The organism is Streptomyces alboflavus (assembly GCF_000716675.1).
GTDB classification, from domain to species: domain Bacteria; phylum Actinomycetota; class Actinomycetes; order Streptomycetales; family Streptomycetaceae; genus Streptomyces; species Streptomyces alboflavus.
Genome location: NZ_JNXT01000072.1, coordinates 1 through 19662, shown reverse-complemented (window position 1 = coordinate 19662; position 19662 = coordinate 1). Strand labels below are relative to the sequence as shown.

Below are 19662 nucleotides of genomic sequence, written 5' to 3'. Positions count from 1 at the left end.
CCGCCCGATGCTGCTCCAGGTGCTCGGCACCGCGGCGGGCGGCGGACTCCCCCAGTGGAACTGCGCGTGCCCCGGCTGTGCCGGGGCACGCGCCCACCCGGAACGCCGCCGCCTGCACGCCTCGCTCGCCCTGCGCGCGAGCCCCGGCCGCTGGTACGTCATCAACGCCACCCCCGATATCGGCGAGCAGATCGAGGCCTGCCCCGGCCTGCTCCCCGAGGCGGGCCAGGACGCCGACACCCGGCTCTCCCCGCTCGCCGGCGTCGTCCTCACCGACGCCGAACTCGACCACACCCTCGGCATCGCCCGGCTGCGGGAGGCCCGCGACGGCGTCGAGGTGCTCGCCACCGCGCCCGTGCTCGGCGCCGTCCGGGACCGCCTCGGACTCGGCGCCGTGCTCGGCCCGTACGCCTCGACGCGCTGGCACGAGCTCACGGGGGCGGGGCGGCAACTGAACGACCAGTCAGCAGTGCGGGTCGCCGCGGTGCGGGTTTCGGCCAAGCGGCCGCGCTACGCCGAGGGCCTCGGCCCGGACGACGCCGCCTGGTCCGTCGCCCTGCGCCTGCACGACACCGGGACGGGCCGCACCGTCCTGTACGCCCCGGCGCTCGCCGCCTGGACCGACGCCTTCGAGGAGGCCGCCCGTGAGGCGGACGTCGTCCTCGTCGACGGCACCTTCTGGGACGAGGAGGAACCCCGACGGGCCGGATTCAGCGACCGCACGGCCACCGGCATGGGCCATCTGCCCGTCGCCGGACCCGGCGGCACCGCCCACCGGCTCGCCGGGCTGCCCGGACGGTGCCTGTACACGCACCTCAACAACACCAACCCGCTCGGCGACCCGAGCGCCGAACAGCACAAGCAACTCGCCGACTGGGGGCTCGAAGTCGCGCAGGACCGGATGGTGATCGAGCTGTGACCACGACCGTCAAGACCGACGCGGAGTCCGGGACGGGGGCCGAACGGGCGCCCTGGACCCCCGACGAACTCACCGAGCGGCTGCGCGCCGTCTCCGCCGCCCGCTACCACGACCGCCACCCCTTCAACGTCCGCATGCACGAAGGCACCCTGACCCGGGCCGAGTTGCGCCGCTGGATCGCCAACCGCTTCCACTACCAGCGGCACATCCCCGTCAAGGACGCCCTGATCCTCGCCAAGTTCGACGACCCCGCGCTGCGCCGCGGCTGGTCGCGGCGGATCAGGGACCACGACGGGGAGCGCCCCGGCGAGGGCGGCATCGAGCGGTGGCTGCGGCTCGGCGAGGCCGCGGGGATCCCTCGCGCGGAGCTGTGGGACACCTCCCGGGTGCTGCCCGGGGTGCGCCTCGCCGTCGACGGATACGTCAACTTCTGCCGGCTGCGGCCCGCACTCGACGCCGTCGCCGCCTCGCTCACCGAGCTGTCCGCGCCCGACCTCATGCGCACCCGCATCGCCGCGTTCGAGCGCCACTACCCGTGGATCGACACCGAGGGCCTCACCTACTTCCGGGGCCGGGTCGGCCAGGGCGGCAGGGACGGACAGGAGGCCCTCGGCCTGGTGCGCGCCTGGGCCCGCACCCGCGAGGAGCAGGAGCGGGCCGTGGCGGCGCTCGCCTTCAAGTGCGATGTGCTGTGGTCGCTGCTCGACGCGGTGTCTGGCGGGGCGCCTGCGGGGTCGTCCTGCGGGGCTTTCGGTGAGGGTGCGGGTGCGGGTGTGGAGGAGGGGGGCGGGGATGCGTGAGGTCTCCGTGGACGGTGATGCGTGGGTCGCCGACGGCCTGGGCGAGGGTGACGGGCCTGGCGTTGACGGCTGGGGCGCCGACGGCCCGGGTGCGGGTAGCTCGGGTGCCGGTGGCTCGGGTGCCGGTGGCTCGGGCAACCACGGCTCGGATGCGGGCAGCTCGGGCGCGGGCGGTCCGACCGTCGCCCACGGCCCCGGCGGCGTCGCGACCGAGCCCGTGCCCCCAGACTGGCGGCCCGTCCTCGCCCGCTCCGTCGTCCTGCGCCGCGACCGGGTGCGCGGCGCCGACCTGCTCCTGCTGCCCGAGCGCGTCGTGGTGCTGCGGGGCGCGGCCGCGAGCATCGTGGCGCTGTGCGACGGGGAGCGGGACGTGGCCGGGATCGTCGCGGAGCTCGAGCGGCGCCACCCGGGCGCGCCGGTCGGCGCCGAGGTCCCGGTGTTCCTCGGCCGGTTGCGTGCGCAGAGGTGGTTGCGATGAGCCCCGCGCCCGAACCGCCCTGGGCCCTCCTCGCCGAGCTGACCCACGGCTGCCCGCTCCGCTGCGCGTATTGCTCCAACCCGGTCAAACTGAACAGTCGGTCAGCTGAACTGTCCGGCGGCGAGTGGGCCGACGTGCTGCGGCAGGCCGCTGACCTGGGCGTCGTCCAGACACACCTGTCGGGCGGCGAGCCGCTGCTGCGCCGCGATCTGCGCGACATCGTGGCAGCGGCGGACGCGGCGGGCATCCACACCCAGCTCGTGACCAGCGGGGTCGGCCTGCACGAGGCGCGCCTCGCCGGGCTCGTCGACGCGGGCCTGCGCAGCGTCCAGCTGTCCGTGCAGCACGCCGACCCCGCCCGCGCCGACCTCATCGCCGGGGCCCGCGCCACCAACGCCAAGGAGCGCGCCGCCCGCCTCGTCCGCGAGGCCGGCCTTCCGCTCGGCCTGAACGCCGTCCTGCACCGCGCCAACCTCGACGCGCTGGACGCCCTCGTGGAGCTGGGCCTGGCCTGGGGCGCCGACCGGATCGAGCTGGCGAACACCCAGTTCTACGGCTGGGCGCTGCGAAACCGCGATGCGCTCCTTCCGGATCCGGAGCAGGTGGCCCGCGCCCGGGTGACCCTGGAGCGCTGGCGGGTCCGGCTCGGCAACCGGATGGAGCTGGTGTGGGTCGCGCCCGACTACGTGGACGCCACCGCGAAGCCGTGCATGGGCGGCTGGGGCGCGGTGTCCCTGACCGTCGCGCCGGACGGCACGGTGCTGCCCTGCCCGGCCGCGGCGGACCTGCTCGGCGCGGACGCCCCGAACGTACGGGATCGGACGCTGGACTGGATCTGGCGGTCCTCGCCCGCGTTCACCCGCTATCGCGGCGAGGACTGGATGCGTGAGCCCTGCCGCTCCTGCGAGCTGCGCACCGTCGACTTCGGCGGCTGCCGCTGCCAGGCCCACGCCCTGACCGGCGACGCCGCCCGCACCGACCCCGCCTGCCACCGCTCACCCGACCACGGCGTGGTGCGCGCCCTGGTCGACGCGGCGCGCGGGCCCGCACCGGACCACCCCGGCTACGCCTACCGCGAGGGAGGAACCTGATGCGCCGCCCCGGCTCACCCACCTCACCGATACCGGCCCGACCGGAGCCCGCCGCGTCCGCTCCGCCCGGCCCCGGCACACCACCCGCGAGGCCGCACCGCAGGACGGCCCGGGCCGTCCTCGCCGCGCTGCTCGCCGGGTGCGCCGCCCTGACCGCGCAGACGGCCCCCGCGTCGGCCGACGGCACGCCCGCCGCCGACCGGGCGTCCACCGCTGGTCCCCAGGGCACGGACTGGTCCGTCGCGATGGTCGAGTCGACGACGACCCGGTTCACGCCCGCCACCATCGGCGGCTGGTCCTACCCCGTCGGCCTCTACCTCTTCGGCCAGTACCAGACGTACCGACGCACCCACGACGAGCGCCACTTGACGTACATCAAGAGCTACGTCGACCGCTTCGTCGACAGCGAGGGGAACATCGGGCAGAAGTTCAACAACCTCGACAGCATCCAGGCCGGGCGGCTCCTGGTGATCCTGCACCGCGAGACCGGCGACGACCGCTACCGCGTCGCCGCCCGCAAGATCCGCGACCGCCTGAAGACCTACCCGCGCACCGAGGACGGCGGCTTCTGGCACGCCGACACCGCGAGTCGCGCGCACCAACTCTGGTCGGACGGCGTCTACATGGTCACGCCGTTCCTGGTGGAGTACGGCGAGGAGTTCGACGACGAGACGTACACCGACCGCGAGGCCGTCGAGCAGCTGAACGTGTACGCGCGCCACCTCCAGGCGGACAACGGCCTGTTCCAGCACGCCTACGACGAGTCGCGCACCGCGACCTGGGCCGACAAGGACACCGGGCGGGCGCCGGAGCAGTGGTGCCGGGCGATCGGCTGGTACTCCATGGCCGCGGTGAACGTCCTGGACGCCACCCCGCGCAGCGACCCCGGGCGACCTGAACTGCTGGGCCACGTACGGAAGTTGGCGGCGGGGATCGCGCGGGCCCAGGACCCGGCGACCGGCCGCTGGTTCCAGGTCGTCAACAAGGGGACGGAGAGCGGCAACTGGACCGAGACGTCGTGCTCCAGCATGTTCACCTTCGCCCTGTCGCGCGCCGCCGAGAAGGGCTACGTGTCGCCGTCGTACGAGAGCGTCGCGCGCCGCGGCCACGCGGGCGTCCTGAAGAAGATCTCGCTCGGCTCCGACGGTCTGACCGACCTCACGGACATCTCCATCGGCACCAACGTCGGCGACTACGCCTTCTACATCGCCCGGCCCCGGCAGACCAACGACTTCCACGGTCTCGGGGCCTTTCTGATCATGAACGAGCAACTCAGGAAGAAGAGGTGAGCCCCTCATGACCCCCTCCCGCAGAGCCCTGCTTGCCGCGGCGATCGGCACCGGCGCGGGCGCGGCCGCCGCCGCGGCGGGACTCACGCCGGCCGCCGCCGCGCCCGCCGCGGACTGGCAGCTGCGCTGGTCGCCGTCCGCCCGCGACGTCGGCCTGCGCGCCTTCGAGACCCTGGAGGACGACCGCGCGAACTCCCACCCCGCCGCGAAGCCGCACATCTTCGCCGAGGGCGACAACTTCCGCTTCCAGATGCACACCGTCGACCGCGACACCAGCACCGACCGCCAGCGCCACGAGGTCACGGGGCTGCGCAACGGCGACTCGTTCCTGAAGTGGCAGAAGGGCCAGACCTGGCGGGTCACGTACCGCATGTTCCTACCCGGCACGCTGAAGGCGACGACGAGCTTCACGCACATCATGCAGATGAAGCAGCCCGGCGCGGGCAGCGCGCCGATCGTCGTGCAGTCGCTGCGCCGGGTCGACGGCAAGCAGACCATCGAGCTGAAGATCTTCGAGCAGGACATCCTCGTCGGCCGCACCGACCTGGCGCCGCTGCACGACAAGTGGACCGACGTCGACTTCCAGATCAAGATCGGTGACGGCTCGTCGGGGTCCGTGCGCTGGATCCTCAAGAGCGGCGGCACGACCGTCGTCGACAAGTCGAGGTCCGGCGTCGACACCTACCTCGCCGACCGGGTGCGGCCCAAGTGGGGCATCTACCGCTCCCTCGGCGACAGTTCGGGCTCGCTGCAGAACACGTACATGCTCCTGACGGGCATGCGCGGCTACCAACTCGTCTCGTCGGCTCAAGCCTGACCGCCACGCTCTTACCCCCACGCCCACATCCCCACATGGAGGTTCCCGTGCACGACAGCAGGAGCAGTATCAGGAGCAGGCGCCGTCTCGTCCGGAAGACGGCGCTCGCCGCGACGGCCGCACTGGCGGCGGGACTCGTGGTGTACGTCCCGTCGGTGTCGGCCGCCCCGGCCGCGCCCGCGGGCGAGCCCACCGACATCAAGACCGTCTCCAGCGGCTGGACCATACCCTGGGGCACGTCCTGGCTCCCCGACGGCAAGTCCGCGCTCGTCACCGAGCGCGACGACTTCCGGGTCTGGTCGATCTCGGCCGACGGCGCGACGAAGAAGCAGGTCGGCACGGTGCCCGAGTCCCAGACGACGGGCGGCGAGGGCGGCCTCATGGGCGTCGCCGTGGACCCCCAGTGGGCGACGAACCACTACGTGTACTTCATGCACACCTCGTCCGAGGGCAACCGCGTCGCGCGCATGACGTACGACGGCTCCACCCTCAGCGGCTACACCGTGCTGCTCAAGGGCATCAAGAAGGCCAGGTACCACAACGGCGGCCGCCTCGCCTTCGGCCCCGACGGCTATCTGTACGCCACCACCGGCGACGCCCAGTCCAAGCCGCTCGCGCAGGACAAGAACTCGCTGAACGGCAAGATCCTGCGGATGACCCGGCACGGCAAGCCCGCCCCCGGCAACCCCTTCGACAACTACGTCTACAGCCTCGGCCACCGCAACCCGCAAGGCATCGCCTTCGACCCGCAGGGCCGCCTGTGGGAGGCCGAGCTGGGCGACGCCACCAGGGACGAGCTGAACCTCATCAAGCCCGGCAAGAACTACGGCTGGCCCACCTGCGAGGGCAACTGCAACGTCTCCGGGATGACCAACCCGAAGAAGACGTGGGGGGTCGCCGAGGCATCCCCGAGCGGGGTGGCGATCGTCGACGGCGCGGTCTACATGGCGGCCCTCAAGGGCCAGCGCATGTGGCGCATCCCGATCAACGCCGACAACGAGAACGTCGGCACGGCCAAGGCCTTCTACGTCGGCCAGTACGGCCGCCTGCGCTCGGTGACCACCGTGCCGGGCGCGAAGGCGCTGTGGCTGTCCACGACCAACGCGGACGGCAACGGCGGGCAGCCGGACGGCGCGGACAAGATCTTCCGCGTGACCATCGGCTAGCCGGAGCGACCCCGGCCAGCCGCACGACCACCGGCCGGGCGGGCGGTGGCCGCGCGCCGTGGGGGGCGGGCGGTCACCGTCGGCCCGGCCGGGGCGAGAACGGCCCGGCGCCGCACGGGCGCGGGCCGCCGACGCACAGCGAGGGGACGGGACATGAGCAGATCGACGAGCAGATCACGCACACGCACCGGAGCCCTGGCGGCGGGCCTCGCCGCGCTCGCGGTGCTCGCGGTCTTCGACGGGCAGCCCGCCGGGGCCACGCGGTTCCACGACGGAGCGACCGGCACGGTCCGGTCGTCCGTACCGCAACAGCCGTCGCCCGCAGCCGAGTTCAACGTCCGTGACTACGGTGCCAAGGGCGACGGATCGAGCAACGACACCCCCGCCCTGCAGAAGGCCGTGGACGCGGCCGCCGCCGCGGGCGGCGGCACCGTGCGCCTGCCCGGGGACGGCAGGGCGACGTACGAGTCCAAGAACACCCTGCACATGAAGAGCGAGGTGACCCTCCAGATCGACAAGGGCGCCACGCTCTCCGGCAACGGCGCCGACGACTACGACCCGCCCGAGCCCAACGAGTGGGACGACTACCAGGACTACGGCCACAGCCACTTCCACAACGCCATGATCCACGGCGACCGGCTCAGCAACATTGCGTTCGTCGGCGAGGGCGTCATCGACGGCGACGGAGCCCTGATCACCGGCGACCCGAAGTCCGGCGAGGCCGACAAGATCATCTCGCTGACGCGGTGCAAGGGCCTGCGCCTCGGCGACGGCCTCACGCTGCGCGAGGGCGGCCACTTCGCGGCGCTCGTCAACGGCTGCGACGACGTGGTCTCCGACCGGCTCACCATCGACACCGCGATGGACCGCGACGGCTGGAACGTCATCAACACCACCGACGTGACCATCACCAACGCCCACCTGGACGCCAACGACGACGCGCTCGCCTTCAAGAGCGACTACGCCCTCGGCGCGAAGCTGTCCAACGGCCGGGTGCGCGTGAGCGACTCCTCCCTCTCCGCCGGGTGCTGCAACGCCCTCATGTTCGGCTCGGAGACCTGCGGAGATTTCACCGACTACCGCTTCGAGCGGATCAGGATCGAGGGCTCGGAGAAGTCCGGACTCGGCATGGTGTCCATGGACGGCTCGAAGATCTCCGACGTCCACTACAAGGACATCACCATGACCGGCGTGCGCTCACCGATCATGCAGAAGATCGGCGACCGCAGACGCTGCGGCAACAACCCGGGCGTCGGCTCGATCAGCGACGTCACGTACACCGACATCAAGGCGACCGGCGCGAGCCCGTCCTTCTCGCCGACCCTGTGGGGCGAGTCCGGGCAGAGCCGCATCAAGGACGTCACCTTCACCGACGTCGACCTCACCGTGCCCGGCGGCAACGGCACCATGTCCACCGGCGTCCCCAGCAACAAGTCCACCGACTACAACCCGAAGAGCATCGGCACCCGGCCCGCCTACGGCTGGTACATCCGCCGCGCCGACCGCGTCACGTTCGTCGACAGCGAGGTCCGCTTCGCGTCGAACGACGGACGGCCCGCCGTCATCGCCAACGAGAGCACAGGCATCCGCTTCACCGCCTTCACCGCACAGCGCGGCTCGTCGAGCCCCGCCGACCTCGTCTTCCAGCGGACCCAGGGCTACTGCGTCCGCGACAGCGCCGACACCGGCGGCGGCGCCCTGCGGATCAGCCAGAGCGGGTCGAGCGAGGACTGCGGCTGACGTCCCGCGCCCCGTGCGGCACGGGTCAGGTGTGGTAGAGCGCCTCGACCTCGTCCGCGTATACTTGCTCGATGGCCTTGCGCTTGAGCTTCAGCGAGGGCGTCAGCAGGCCGTGCTCCTCGGTGAACTGGTGGGCGAGGATCCGGAAGGTGCGGATCGACTCGGCCTGGGAGACCAGGGTGTTGGCGGCCACCACGGCGCGCCGCACCTCGGTCTCCAGGTCGGGGTCGCGGACCAGGTCACCGGGGGGCATCGGGGGTTTGTTGCGCATGGAGAGCCAGTGCTCGACGGCTTCCGCGTCGAGGGTGACGAGGGCGGCGATGTAGGGGCGGTCGTTGCCGACGACGATGCACTGGGCGACCAGGGGGTGGTCGCGGACGCGTTCCTCCAGCTGCGCGGGCGACACGCTCTTGCCGCCGGAGGTCACCAGGATCTCCTTCTTGCGGCCGGTGATGGTGAGGTAGCCGTCGTCGTCTAGGGATCCCAGGTCGCCGGTGGCGAGCCAGCCGTCGTGCAGGGTCGCGTCGGTGGCTTTGGGGTCGTTGAGGTAGCCCTGGAAGACATGGCCGCCGCGCAGCCACACCTCGCCGTCCTCGGCGATGTGCACGGTGGTGCCGGGGATGGCCTGGCCGACCGTGCCGTAGCGGGTGCGCTCGGGCGGGTTGGCGGTCGCGGCGGCCGTCGACTCGGTGAGGCCGTACCCCTCGAAGACCTGCACGCCCGCGCCCGCGAAGAACAGGCCGAGACGCCGGTCCATCGCGGAGCCGCCGGACATCGCGTGCCGCACCCGGCCGCCCATGGCGTCACGGACCTTGGCGTAGACGAGCTTGTCGAAGACCTGGTGCTGCATGCGGAGCGCCGTCGAGGGGCCGGGCCCGGTGCCGAAGGCCTTGGCCTCCGTCGCGTCGGCGTACCGCACCGCCGCCTCCACCGCCTTGTCGAACGCTCCCGCCTTGCCCTCCCGGTCGGCCTTGCGGCGCGCGGCGTTGAAGACCTTCTCGAAGATGTACGGCACGGCCAGGATGAACGTCGGCCGGAACGCGGCGAAGTCGGGGATCAGGGCGGCGGCGTTCAGGCTCGGCTGGTGGCCGAACTTGACGCGGGCGCGCACCGCTGCGACCTGCACCATGCGGCCGAAGACGTGCGCGAGCGGCAGGAACAGCAAGGTGGACGGCTCGTCGCCGCGCCTGCCGCGGAACACCGGCTCCCAGCGTTCGACGAGCGTGTCCACCTCGAACATGAAGTTCGCGTGGGTCAGGACGCAGCCCTTGGGGCGGCCCGTGGTGCCGGAGGTGTAGATCACGGTGGCCACGGAGTCCGGTGTGACCGCGCGGCGGTGGCGGTGCACCACCTCGTCGTCCAGGTCCCGCCCGGCCTCGGAGAGTTCCCGTACCGCGTCGCCGTCGAGCTGCCACAGCCGGCGCAGCTGGGGCAGCCGGTCGACGACCGAGCCGATGGTCATGGCGTGGTCCTCGTGCTCGACCATCGCCGCCGACACCTGCGCGTCGTGCAGCATCCAGAAGACCTGCTCGGCCGACGACGTCGGATACACGGGCACGACCTGCGCGCCCACGGTCCACAGGGCGAAGTCGAACAGCGTCCACTCGTAGCGGGTGCGGCACATGATGGCGACCCGGTCGCCGAACCGCACGCCCTGCGCGAGCAGCCCCTTGGCGAGCGCGAGGACCTCGTCCCGGAACTCCGCGGACGTCACGTCCTGCCACACCCCGTCGAGCTTGCGGCCGAGGACGACGCGGACCGGATCCTCAAGGGCATGGTCGAACACGGCGTCGGCAAGACCGCCCACCCGTGGCGCCGACGCCATGGGAGGGTTCGTGAACTCGCGCAATGGTGCTCCTTGTGGCGCTCCGCACAGCGCCGGTGACGGTACCCCACCCCGATCCCTTGCGGGAGGGGGGTGGGAAGCACCCATAGGCGCACGATCGTCACAGGTCAGCCGGTGAAATGCGGCCACAAGGGTAAGGGCGGGACAGATTACTTACGGCTGAGTAAGTTTCGGTGGCGTAATCTCCACCGAATCTGTACCGGGCGATTACCCCTGAAGCTGCTTCACGGGCGCCGGCTCCGGGGTCGTCGACGGGGCCTGACCTGCACCGGACCCGGGTTTGGTCCGGACCATCAGGAGCACCGCGAGACCCGCCACGACCCCCACCGCACCGGCCGTCAGGGACGCCCCGTTGAGCCCGGCGGCGAAGGCCTCCCGCACGTCGTGCGCGGACACCTGCCCGGCGAGCGCGGACGCCCCGCCCCCGGCGGCCGTGTGCGCCGCGTCCTGCCCGATCGAGTCCTGCATCCGGGAGGTGAGGACCGTGCCGAACACCGCGACGCCGAGGGCGTACCCGAGCTGCCGGAACGTGTTGACCGCACCGCCCGCCATGCCCGCGTCCTTCGGCGGCACCGAGGCGAGCGCCGCCCCCGCGAGCCCCGGCGCGACCAGGCCCGTCCCGATGCCCGCCAGCGTCAGCCCCGGCACCAGGGCGCTCCACGACGAACGGGCGTCGAGCACCGCCATCGCCAGGCCGCCCGCGCCGATCAGGAGCAGCCCGACGCCGATGACGTACCGCGCGGGCGCTCCGTGCAGCAGCCGGCCGCCGATCGCGGCCACCACGAACGACGTCGCCGCGAGCGGGAGCAGGACGAGGCTGCCGCGCACCGGGCTCATGCCGAGCACCGTCTGCAGCCAGATCGACAGGTAGGGGATGACACCGAACGCGGCCGCGTTGTAGCCGACCGCCCCGATCAGGACGCCGGTGAACGCGGGCTTGCGCAGCAGCCGCAGGTCGATCAGCGGGTGCGTGACGCGGCGTTCGACGGCCACGAACGCGATCAGCGCGAGCGCCGCGACGGCGAAGGTCACGCCGGTGCGCGCCGACGTCCAGCCCTCGGCCGACGCCCGCACCGCCCCGTACGTCAGCGCCCCCGCGAACAGCGCGAAGGTGACCGTGCCCGCCCAGTCCACGCGCCGCGCCGCGGCCCCCGTCGCCTGCCCCGCCTGTCCTGCCTGTCCCCCCTGCGCCGGCTCGGGCACCCAGCGCAGGGTCAGCCACACCGCGGCCACGCTCACCGGCAGGTTCACGAAGAAGATCCACCGCCAGCCGGGCCCCTCCGTGAGCAGCCCGCCGACGATCGGCCCGAGCGCGGCGGCACCCCCGCTGACCGCGCCCCACACGCCGAGCGCCACCGAGCGCCGCTTGCCCTGGTAGGCGGCCCCGAGCAGCGGCAGCGTCGTCGCGAACATCGCCGCCGCGCCGAGCCCCTGCACCGCGCGGGCCGCCACCAGGATCTCCGCGTTCGACGCGAGCCCGCAGCCCAGCGACGCGAGCGCGAACACGACGGTGCCCGCGACCTGTATCCGCCGCCGCCCCAGGACGTCGGCGGCGGCGCCGACCCCGAGCAGCAGCGCGGCGAGGGCGAGCGCGTAGCCGTCGATCACCCACTGCAGATCGCTCAGCGACGCGTCCAGCGCCCGCGCCATGTCGGGCAGCGCCACCACCACGATCGTCACGTCCAGCAACAGCATGAATGTGCCCAGGCACACCGCGGTCAGCGGCCCCCATGTGCGCATCTTCGTTCTCCCAGCGATGTTGTGAGGTGCTTCGTTCGACGTCGTACGATCCGTCAGAGCCGGACGATCGCGGTGGCCGTCGGCCGGATGGCGTCCGAATCCGACATCAGGGAGGCCCCAGCCGATGGAAAGCCACACCCCGGACGGCGCGGACGAGCTGGACATGAAGCTGCTCCAGGCCCTGGAGACCGACGGCCGGGCGTCCTTCAGCAAGATCGCGAAGGTCCTCGGCGTCTCCGACCAGACCGTCGCCCGCCGCTACCGACGGCTCACCGCCGACGGCGGCCTGCGCGTGGTCGGCATGCGCAACGCCGAACGCCTGGGCCGCGACCACTGGATCCTGCGGCTGCGCTGCGCCCCCGACGGCGCCACCACCATCGCGGGCGCGCTGGCCCGGCGCCCCGACACCTTCTGGGTGGGCCTCACCTCCGGCGGCACCGAGGTGGTCTGCCTGACCCGGCCGCGTACCCCCGGCGACCGCGAGGACCTGCTGCTCGGCAAGCTGCCGCGCACCCCGAGCATCGTCGAGATCCGCGCGCACCAGCTCCTGCACAGCTTCTTCGGGGGCCCGCGCGGCTGGCTCGGCAAGCTCGCGCCGCTCACCGACGAGCAGCGCGCCGCGCTCACCCCGGACCACCCGCGGGCCGGTGGGGGTCCGGCCCGGATCGCGCCCGAGGACGAGGCCCTGGTGAAGGCCCTCGAAGCGGACGGGCGCGCCACCTATCCCCAACTCCGGCGCGCCACCGGCCTGTCCGAGTCCGTCGTGAAGCGGCGGCTCGCGGCGCTCCTGGACTCGGGAGGTGTCTTCGTCGACATCGAGTACAGCCCGGAGATGCTCGGCTTCCACACGGCCGCGATCCTGTGGATCACCGCCGCGCCGGGCGCACTGCACTCCGTGGGGGAGGCGCTCGCCGGTCACTTCGAGATCGCCTTCGCCTCGGCGACGGCGGGGCCCTCGAATCTCGTCGCGACGGCGGTCGCCCGCGACACGGCCGGGCTCTACGGCTACATCAGCGGCAGGCTGGGGCAGTTGGACGGGGTCCAGCACGTGGAGACGGCGCCGTTCCTGCGCCGGGTCAAGCAGTTGACGTACCGCCCGGGGCGTTGACTCGACGCATACGGTCCGGGGGTGCCCCGTAGAGGCGCGGGGAACCGCGCGACCGGCCACGACGCACCCGCAGCCGCCCGCAGCCGCTCACCCCGGTCCGCGCTGCAGCCGGTCCCCACCGGCCAGAATCGCCGCCGCCAGCGCGCCCGCCGCGCTGGCGGCGCCCTGCCCGCGCCGGTCACCGCGCGCGGCCCCGCGCTCCCCGTGCCGCAGCACGAAGTCCACCGAACCCAGCTCCGGCAGGCCCGCCCGGTCCGGGAGTCTGGCCAGGCCCGGGGGGATCAGGCCGCGCGAGTGCGCCATCACGCCGAGGCCCGCGCGGGCCGCGGCCACCAGGCCGTTGAGGCTGCCGCTGGTGCAGGCCACGCGCCAGGGGCGGCCGCTCTGCTCCAGGGCCTCCATGGCGAGGGCGCGGGTGATGCCCGGCGGCGGGTACACGATGAGGGGCACCGGCAGGTCCGGGTCGAGGCGGAGGCGGGGCGCGCCGATCCACACCAGGTCGTCGTGCCAGACCAGTTCGCCGCGCGGGTCCTCGGGCCTGCGCTTGGCGAGGACCAGGTCGAGCTTGCCCGCGTCGAGGCGCTCGTGCAGCGTGCCGGACAGCTCGACGGTCAGCTCCAGGTCGACCTCCGGGTGGCCGCGCCGGAAGGACTCCAGGATGTCGGTGAGCCGGGTCAGGACGAAGTCCTCCGACGCACCGAAGCGCAGCCGCCCGCCGGGGCGCGCCCCGGTGAAGTACGCGGCGGCCTGCTCGTGCACCTCCAGGATGCGGCGGGCGAAGCCGAGCATCGCCTCACCGGCCTCCGTCAGCTCCACGCTGTGGGTGTCGCGCGTGAACAGCGCCCGCCCGGTCGCCTCCTCCAGGCGCCGCACGTGCTGGCTCACCGTCGACTGGCGCAGGCCGAGGCGGCGCGCGGCCTGCGTGAAGCTCAAGGTCTGGGCCACCGCGAGGAACGTACGGAGCTGAGCGGGGTCGTACACGCTCCCCACGTTATCGCGGAACGTGATGACAGTCAGAGCGGTGTACGGGATTCCCGATCGCGGCCGAACAGGGGAGCATGGAGAGGGCACGTACCGCCTCTGCACCATGGAGCACTGTGAAACGCCCGTCCTGGCCGTCCTGGATGCCGATCGACCCGTACATCGCGGCTCTGCTCGGCACCGTGGGACTCGCGGCGCTCCTGCCCGCCCGCGGCACGCCCGCCGACGTGGCGTCCGGCGCCTCCACGGCGGCCGTAGCGCTGCTGTTTTTCCTGTACGGCGCCCGTCTGTCCACCCGTGAGGCGATGGACGGACTGCGCCACTGGCGGCTCCACCTCACTGTGCTGCTCTGCACCTTCGCGGTCTTCCCGCTGCTCGGACTCGCCGCCAAGGGGCTCGTGCCGTACGTCCTGACGCCCGCGCTCTACAGCGGCCTGCTGTTCCTGACGCTCGTGCCCTCGACGATCCAGTCGTCCATCGCCTTCACGTCGATGGCGCGCGGCAACGTCCCCGCGGCGATCTGCGCGGGCTCGTTCTCCTCGCTCGCGGGCATCGTGCTCACCCCGCTGCTCGCGGCCTTCCTGCTCGGGCACAGCGCGGGCGGGTTCTCCGCGGACTCGCTCCTGAAGATCGTGCTGCAACTGCTCGTGCCGTTCCTCGCGGGACAGTTCCTGCGGCGTTGGGTCGGCGGCTTCCTCAGCCGCAACAAGAGGGTGCTCGGCCTCGTCGACCGGGGCTCGATCCTGCTCGTCGTCTACACCGCGTTCAGCCAGGGCATGGTGGCGGGCGTCTGGAACCAGGTCACCCCGGCCCGGCTCGGCGCGCTGCTCGGCGTCGAGGCGGTGCTGCTCGCCGTGATGCTCTCGCTGACCTGGTACGGCGCGAAGAAGCTCGGGTTCGGGCGGGCCGACCGGGTCGCGATCCAGTTCGCCGGGTCGAAGAAGTCCCTGGCCGCCGGGCTGCCCATGGCGAGCGTCCTGTTCGGCGCCGAGGCCTCGCTCGCGGTCCTGCCGCTGATGCTGTTCCACCAGATGCAGCTCATGGTCTGCGCGGTGATCGCCAAGCGCCGCTCGCGGGACCCGGAGGCGGCCGAGGCGCGCGCGGTGGACCCCGGGACCGAAGGTGTCAGCTCTCGCGCTGGAAGCGCAGCGTCACGAACCGCGGCCGGTACAGCTCCACGTTCCGGTTGATGTGCGCCTGCGCGTTCGCCGCGGCCGGGTCCAGCCAGTTGACGTCGTAGCTCAGCACGAGCCGCCCGTCGCCGCTGACGGCCGGGTGGGCCTGTGGGTTGTAGGGCGCGGCGGCCGCCGCGCCCGCCGTGTCAGGGGCGCCCGCGCCGCTTCCGCTGCCCCCGGCGCCCGCGCTGTCCTTCGGCAGCGGCGGCGCGAACGCCTTGGCGGGTCCGTGCCAGGGTCCGGCGGGGGAGCACGACCAGTACGACGTGACGTGCCTGAGGCCCTCGGTGCCCGCGGCCATGGTGAGCAGGACGTACGTCCCCCGGGTGCGGACCACGGTGAAGGCGCTGCCCACGCCCTTGTGGTCGCCGTTGCCGAGTACCGGGCGAGGCTTGCCCGTGCGGGTCCAGTCCCGGCCGTCCCAGTACTCCCAGGCCGTGGGGTCGGCGAGGCCGCCGCGGGGGACGCGGGCGACGTAGGCGTGCGAGGTGGGGCGGGCGGCTGCCTGTGCGTCGGTGCCGCCGAAGACATACGTCCACTCGCCGTCGTCGACGGTCGTCGTGCCGTAGAGGACCCGCTTCTCGGGGTCGGCGACGCCCCGCTGGTCGGAGATCTGCGTGATGTTCTCGACCCGCAGGTCCGGCAGGGACAGCGTGGCGACCTCCGTGGCGGCGGGCACCCCGTAGATCCACGGGCCCGTGCCCGTCGCGCGGGTCCACAGGAGCACCCGCAGGACGTCCTCGTCGGCACCCGGTGAGCGCGGCTCGACCTTCGCGGCGACCGGCCAACGCCACTGCCCCGGCGCCGGATCGGCGAACATCGGGGTGCCGAGCGTGCGCTCCAGGGCGCCCGAACGGTCCGTCACCACACCGGAGTTGCGCACCATCGGGGCGCTCGTGTCGCGCCACACGTGCGGCTGCCCCTGCGGGTTCGGCGGCGCGTGCACCTGCCCGAGGAAGGTGTCGGAGAACAGCCAGAGCACCCGACCGTCCGGCAGCTTCACCGAGTGCGTGCCGTCGCCGCCCGTCCAGTCGTCGGTGCGGGCGCCGTCGTCGCCGTACGAGGCGAACGCGCGGGTGAGGGTCCGCTCGGGCGCGGCCGAGGCGACGGTGGTGGCCGCGCACGCCGGACCGCCCTCCCGGTCGTCCTTGCCGTCCGGGAGGGCGGTCAGGAGCACGGCGGCGCAGGCCAGGGCGAGCAGCAGGACGATCCAGGTCCTGCGCGCGCCCCGGCCCGGCGGCGGCCCGCCCGTGGTGGGCGGCGCCGCGTACGGCTCTGTGGCTGCGGACACCCCGGGGACGCTAGTTCCCTGGACGCACCCGGTCCATGGGCAGCCAGGTCACGGTGTTCCACTTCACAGTGGAGGACGGGGCCCGGTCCGAGCCGAGCCGCGTCACCTCCTCGTCGCTCAGCGCCCGCTCGAACACGCCCACTTGGTCGATGGCGCCGGTGAAGTGGGCCCGGCTGTCCATGCGCTGGCCGATGTGCACGCCGAACGGCGAGTTGCGGCTGACGCTGCCCGGGACGTCGGGCCGGGAGAGCCGGTTGCCGTCGAGGAACAGGGACAGCTCCCCGTCCCCGCGGCGCAGCGCGATGTGGTGCCACCGGCCGTCGTTGTACGCGCCCTCGGTGCTCAGGGACACCGAGCGGGGCGGGCTGCCGCCGTCGCGGGTGGTGATGAGGCCCGTGACGCGGTTGTTCGCGGGCTCCCCGCGCAGCCACACCTGCGGCTGGCCGGTGCCGACCCCGCCCATCCAGAGCAGCGGCTGCTCACCGCTCGTCGCCGAGTAGCGGAACCACAGCGTGGCCGTGAAGTCCCGGCTGTGCAGCGGGAGCCGGGGGCTGTAGGGCAGCCGCACGGCGTCGTCGACGCCGTCGAAGGCGAGCGCCTGGCCGCCGAACACGCCCTCCGTGGGACGGGCGCCGCCGAGCACGGTCGCGTCCGGCGCGCCCGGCGCCCAGTCGCTGGTGCGCGGATCGGGGCCGCGGCGCGGCTTCAGCCACTCCTCGGTGAAGCGGACGAAGCGGATCTCGTCGCGGGCGTCGACCGCGCCGCCCTCGTACATCAGGCCCACCCGCTCGTCGTCGACGGCCACCATGTCCGAGTAGCCGGACCAGTCGGTGGTGACGACGGTGGAGCGGTCGAAGCTGTCCCAGGTGCGGCCGCCGTCGTAGGAGGAGCGGATCGTCATGGTGCGGCGCCGGTCCGGGTCGCCGGGGGCGGCGAGAAGGAGCCGGCCGCCGAACCGCAGCGTGGAGCCCTGCACCTGCGGGGTGTACAGGTCGGGGCTCGCCTCGAAGGAGCCGGAGAAGCTCTCGCCGCCGTCGCGGCTGACGACGTGGTCGCGGTGCCCGAGGTCGGTGCCGTCCTGCTCGCGCCCGGACACGTAGATCGTGCCGTCCGCGCGCTCCGCGAGGGTCATCTCCGACGGCTTCTGCCGGAAGGTTCCGTCGCTCGCGGAGATCGGGTACGAGTCCGTCGCGCCGATCCGCCAGCTGTCGCCGCCGTCGTCGCTGACGACCAGCGAGGCGTGGTTCTCGGTGACGCGGCTGCCGTTCCACGACTCGGCGTTGACGGTCAGGACCAGGCGGCCCTTGTGCCGGCCGCGGCTGAGCTGGATGCCGTGCACGGGACCGGTGGCGTACCAGGAGTTCCAGGATTCGGGCAGGATCTCGTCGCTCAGGTCGCGCGGCTTCGACCAGGTCTCGCCGTCGTCGTCGCTGTACTGCAGATGGGGCGTGCGCTCGCACGGCACCTCGCAGTTCTTGCCGTCCGTGCGGCCCGGGTTGTACGTCTCGGCGAGCACGATACGGCCCGTCTCGCGGTCGACGACGGGCGCGGGGTTGCCGTGCGTGTCCCCGCCGCCCTCGTTGATGACCCGCATCGGTCCCCAGGTCCGGCCGCCGTCGTGGCTGCGCTTGAGGACCAGGTCGATGTCACCGGCGTCGCTGCAGTCGTTGACGCGTCCCTCGGCGAAGGCGAGCAGCGTTCCCTTCGTCGTCTTCACGATCGCTGGTATCCGGAAGCACGAGTAACCGGGATCCTGGGAAGCCTTGAACAGGATCTGCTGCTCGAACGGAGCCTTCGTCGCACCCGCCGCACTGGCCGCGCCGCCGAGCGCGGGCGGCAGCGCGAGGGCGGCGAGCGCGGTGGCGGTCAGCGCGGCGACGGTACGCCGCCTGGGGGACAACAGGAGCTGGGGCAACCGGGGGGACCAGGAAGGTCTGAGGCGTACACGGAGTCTCGACGGCATGGTGCGGGCCCTTCATGTCGACCGGACATTCGGACATCCCACGTCCAACGTGCGCGTCACTGAAGCTACTTGGGGGCCTTGGAGCAACACAAGAAGCGTGCGCGTAACGGAATCCCGGCGGGGCGCCGGGCGCGGATGTCGCAAGATTACGGGGTAAGTACGACTTTTCCGGTGTTGACGCGCGACTCGATTGCCGCGTGTGCCGCGGCCGCGTCCGTCAGGTCGAACCGGGCGTGCACGGCGGGCCGCAGCTCACCCGAGTGGAAGAGCCGCCACAGGTCCAGGCGCCACTCCTCGTACAGCTCCGGCCGCCCGCGCGCGATCAGGCCCATCTGAAAGCCCGTCACCGACTTGGCTCCGACGAGGAGATCGTAGGCCGACAGGGTGCCACCGCCCGAGCTGTACGCCACCAGCCTGCCGTGCGGCGCGAGCGCGGCCACGGCCGGGCCGAGCAGCTCCCCGCCCACGCCGTCCAGGCAGTAGTCGGCGGGCTCGCCCCAGTCCGGGGCGTCGTAGCGGACGACCTCGTCGGCGCCGAGGCCGCGCACGAAGTCGGCCTTCGCGGGGTCCGAGACGGCGCCGACGACGCGCGCGGCGCCGCGCAGCTTCGCCAGCCGCACCGCCAGGTGGCCGACGCCGCTCGCCGCCGCCGTGATCAGCGCGGTCTCGCCCGCGGCGGGGCGGGCGGCCTCCAGCGCGCCGCGGGCGACGAGTCCGCTGCGGACCAGGGCCACGGCGTCGACCGCGCTCGCGCCGTCGGGCACGGGGGAGGCCATCGCGGTGTGCAGCAGGGCGTAGTCCGCGTAGCCGTGGCCGAAGACCAGGCCCGTGACCCGGTCGCCGTGCGCGAAGCCGGTCGCGCCGTCGCCCGTGCGGACCACCTCGCCCGCGACCTCGCCGCCGAGGGGGACGGGCTCGGCGGACTCGCGCACCTTGCGGACGACGGGCAGGGTCACGCCGACGGCCTCGACCTTGACGAGGAGCTCGCCGGGGCCGGGCTCGGGGACCGGCGCCTCCTCGGTGAACAGGGCCTCGGGGCCGCCTTGCCGCTCGTACCGGACGCGACGCATCCGTACCTCCACGCGCTGGTCGGAGATCCCTGGGAAGCGCCGGGGATCGTTGGGAGCGCCAACGGTAATCACAAACTCATGGGGAAGTCCAACGATTCTCGGATAGGCTCACGCCATGCCCGCAACCCAGCCGAGGCGCACGCCGACCGCGCCGACCACCCCCGCCGCGTCCCCCACACCCCCCGCCC

16 protein-coding genes are annotated in these 19662 nt (G+C 73.0%); 10 read left to right on the top strand and 6 right to left on the bottom strand.

Going from position 1 to position 19662, the window contains the following annotated elements:
* Nucleotides 1-7: 7 nt before the first annotated feature.
* The 8 genes from pqqB to OO63_RS36080 all read left to right on the top strand — a co-directional run bounded on the left by pqqB (nt 8) and on the right by OO63_RS36080 (nt 8300).
* A complete protein-coding gene (gene pqqB / locus OO63_RS36115) occupies nt 8-919 on the top strand; it encodes a pyrroloquinoline quinone biosynthesis protein PqqB (protein ID WP_030362971.1) in 912 nt (303 codons plus the stop codon).
* Nucleotides 916-1719, top strand: a complete 804-nt coding sequence (pqqC, locus tag OO63_RS36110; protein WP_051811519.1) for a pyrroloquinoline-quinone synthase PqqC — start codon at nt 916-918, stop codon at nt 1717-1719. The genes pqqB and pqqC overlap by 4 nt, the downstream gene beginning before the upstream one ends.
* A complete protein-coding gene (gene pqqD / locus OO63_RS47190) occupies nt 1712-2197 on the top strand; it encodes a pyrroloquinoline quinone biosynthesis peptide chaperone PqqD (protein ID WP_078619578.1) in 486 nt (161 codons plus the stop codon). Before pqqC ends, pqqD begins: the two co-directional genes overlap by 8 nt.
* Entirely contained in the window at nt 2194-3288 is a 1095-nt protein-coding gene (gene pqqE / locus OO63_RS36100) for a pyrroloquinoline quinone biosynthesis protein PqqE (RefSeq protein WP_033264786.1), read from the top strand. Before pqqD ends, pqqE begins: the two co-directional genes overlap by 4 nt.
* Complete coding sequence (locus tag OO63_RS36095) at nt 3288-4577, top strand: glycoside hydrolase family 88/105 protein (RefSeq protein WP_234311425.1); 1290 nt, start codon at nt 3288-3290, stop codon at nt 4575-4577. Before pqqE ends, OO63_RS36095 begins: the two co-directional genes overlap by 1 nt.
* A gap of 7 nt (nt 4578-4584) precedes the next feature.
* Nucleotides 4585-5394 carry a polysaccharide lyase family protein gene (locus OO63_RS36090; protein WP_030362966.1) on the top strand — a complete coding sequence of 270 codons (810 nt, stop codon included), beginning with the start codon at nt 4585-4587 and terminating at the stop codon, nt 5392-5394.
* Nucleotides 5395-5429: 35 nt separating this feature from the next.
* Nucleotides 5430-6560, top strand: a complete 1131-nt coding sequence (locus tag OO63_RS36085) for a PQQ-dependent sugar dehydrogenase (protein ID WP_199819554.1) — start codon at nt 5430-5432, stop codon at nt 6558-6560.
* Between the two features lie 153 nt (nt 6561-6713).
* The gene (locus OO63_RS36080) at nt 6714-8300 is read left to right on the top strand and encodes a glycoside hydrolase family 28 protein (RefSeq protein ID WP_106983519.1); all 1587 of its coding nucleotides are present in this window, start codon (nt 6714-6716) and stop codon (nt 8298-8300) included.
* Between the two features lie 25 nt (nt 8301-8325).
* On the opposite strand, the gene OO63_RS36075 is transcribed toward OO63_RS36080, so the two are convergent.
* Nucleotides 8326-10125 carry an AMP-dependent synthetase/ligase gene (locus tag OO63_RS36075; RefSeq protein WP_234311423.1) on the bottom strand — a complete coding sequence of 600 codons (1800 nt, stop codon included), beginning with the start codon at nt 10123-10125 and terminating at the stop codon, nt 8326-8328.
* Between the two features lie 228 nt (nt 10126-10353).
* Complete coding sequence (locus tag OO63_RS36070; protein WP_030362962.1) at nt 10354-11886, bottom strand: MFS transporter; 1533 nt, start codon at nt 11884-11886, stop codon at nt 10354-10356.
* Between the two features lie 124 nt (nt 11887-12010).
* Here OO63_RS36070 and OO63_RS36065 point away from each other — a divergent pair, with 124 nt between their 5' ends.
* Nucleotides 12011-12994, top strand: coding sequence for an Lrp/AsnC family transcriptional regulator (locus tag OO63_RS36065; RefSeq protein ID WP_030362961.1), 984 nt, complete (start codon nt 12011-12013; stop codon nt 12992-12994).
* A gap of 87 nt (nt 12995-13081) precedes the next feature.
* Here OO63_RS36065 and OO63_RS36060 read toward each other — a convergent pair whose 3' ends face one another.
* On the bottom strand, nt 13082-13975 hold the full coding sequence (locus OO63_RS36060) for a LysR substrate-binding domain-containing protein (RefSeq protein WP_030362960.1): 894 nt from the start codon (nt 13973-13975) through the stop codon (nt 13082-13084).
* Nucleotides 13976-14091: 116 nt separating this feature from the next.
* On the opposite strand from OO63_RS36060, the gene OO63_RS36055 reads away from it, so the two are divergent.
* A complete protein-coding gene (locus OO63_RS36055) occupies nt 14092-15165 on the top strand; it encodes a bile acid:sodium symporter family protein (protein WP_030362959.1) in 1074 nt (357 codons plus the stop codon).
* Here the strand turns inward: OO63_RS36055 and OO63_RS36050 are convergent.
* The 3 genes from OO63_RS36050 to OO63_RS36040 all read right to left on the bottom strand — a co-directional run bounded on the left by OO63_RS36050 (nt 15101) and on the right by OO63_RS36040 (nt 19474).
* Complete coding sequence (locus tag OO63_RS36050; protein ID WP_397622164.1) at nt 15101-16441, bottom strand: DUF4185 domain-containing protein; 1341 nt, start codon at nt 16439-16441, stop codon at nt 15101-15103. The genes OO63_RS36055 and OO63_RS36050 overlap by 65 nt on opposite strands.
* A gap of 10 nt (nt 16442-16451) precedes the next feature.
* On the bottom strand, nt 16452-18404 hold the full coding sequence (locus OO63_RS36045) for a sialidase family protein (protein ID WP_078619577.1): 1953 nt from the start codon (nt 18402-18404) through the stop codon (nt 16452-16454).
* A gap of 146 nt (nt 18405-18550) precedes the next feature.
* A complete protein-coding gene (locus OO63_RS36040) occupies nt 18551-19474 on the bottom strand; it encodes a quinone oxidoreductase family protein (RefSeq protein ID WP_030362956.1) in 924 nt (307 codons plus the stop codon).
* Nucleotides 19475-19662 lie beyond the last annotated feature (188 nt).

Coding starts and splice junctions, on each gene's coding strand:
- pqqB (WP_030362971.1), top strand. CDS start 8: ATGCTGCTCCAGGTGCTCGGCACCGCGGCGGGCGGCGGACTCCCCCAG.
- pqqD (WP_078619578.1), top strand. CDS start 1,712: ATGCGTGAGGTCTCCGTGGACGGTGATGCGTGGGTCGCCGACGGCCTG.
- pqqE (WP_033264786.1), top strand. CDS start 2,194: ATGAGCCCCGCGCCCGAACCGCCCTGGGCCCTCCTCGCCGAGCTGACC.
- OO63_RS36095 (WP_234311425.1), top strand. CDS start 3,288: ATGCGCCGCCCCGGCTCACCCACCTCACCGATACCGGCCCGACCGGAG.
- OO63_RS36090 (WP_030362966.1), top strand. CDS start 4,585: ATGACCCCCTCCCGCAGAGCCCTGCTTGCCGCGGCGATCGGCACCGGC.
- OO63_RS36085 (WP_199819554.1), top strand. CDS start 5,430: ATGGAGGTTCCCGTGCACGACAGCAGGAGCAGTATCAGGAGCAGGCGC.
- OO63_RS36080 (WP_106983519.1), top strand. CDS start 6,714: ATGAGCAGATCGACGAGCAGATCACGCACACGCACCGGAGCCCTGGCG.
- OO63_RS36075 (WP_234311423.1), bottom strand. CDS start 10,125: ATGGCGTCGGCGCCACGGGTGGGCGGTCTTGCCGACGCCGTGTTCGAC.
- OO63_RS36070 (WP_030362962.1), bottom strand. CDS start 11,886: ATGCGCACATGGGGGCCGCTGACCGCGGTGTGCCTGGGCACATTCATG.
- OO63_RS36065 (WP_030362961.1), top strand. CDS start 12,011: ATGGAAAGCCACACCCCGGACGGCGCGGACGAGCTGGACATGAAGCTG.
- OO63_RS36045 (WP_078619577.1), bottom strand. CDS start 18,404: ATGCCGTCGAGACTCCGTGTACGCCTCAGACCTTCCTGGTCCCCCCGG.
- OO63_RS36040 (WP_030362956.1), bottom strand. CDS start 19,474: ATGCGTCGCGTCCGGTACGAGCGGCAAGGCGGCCCCGAGGCCCTGTTC.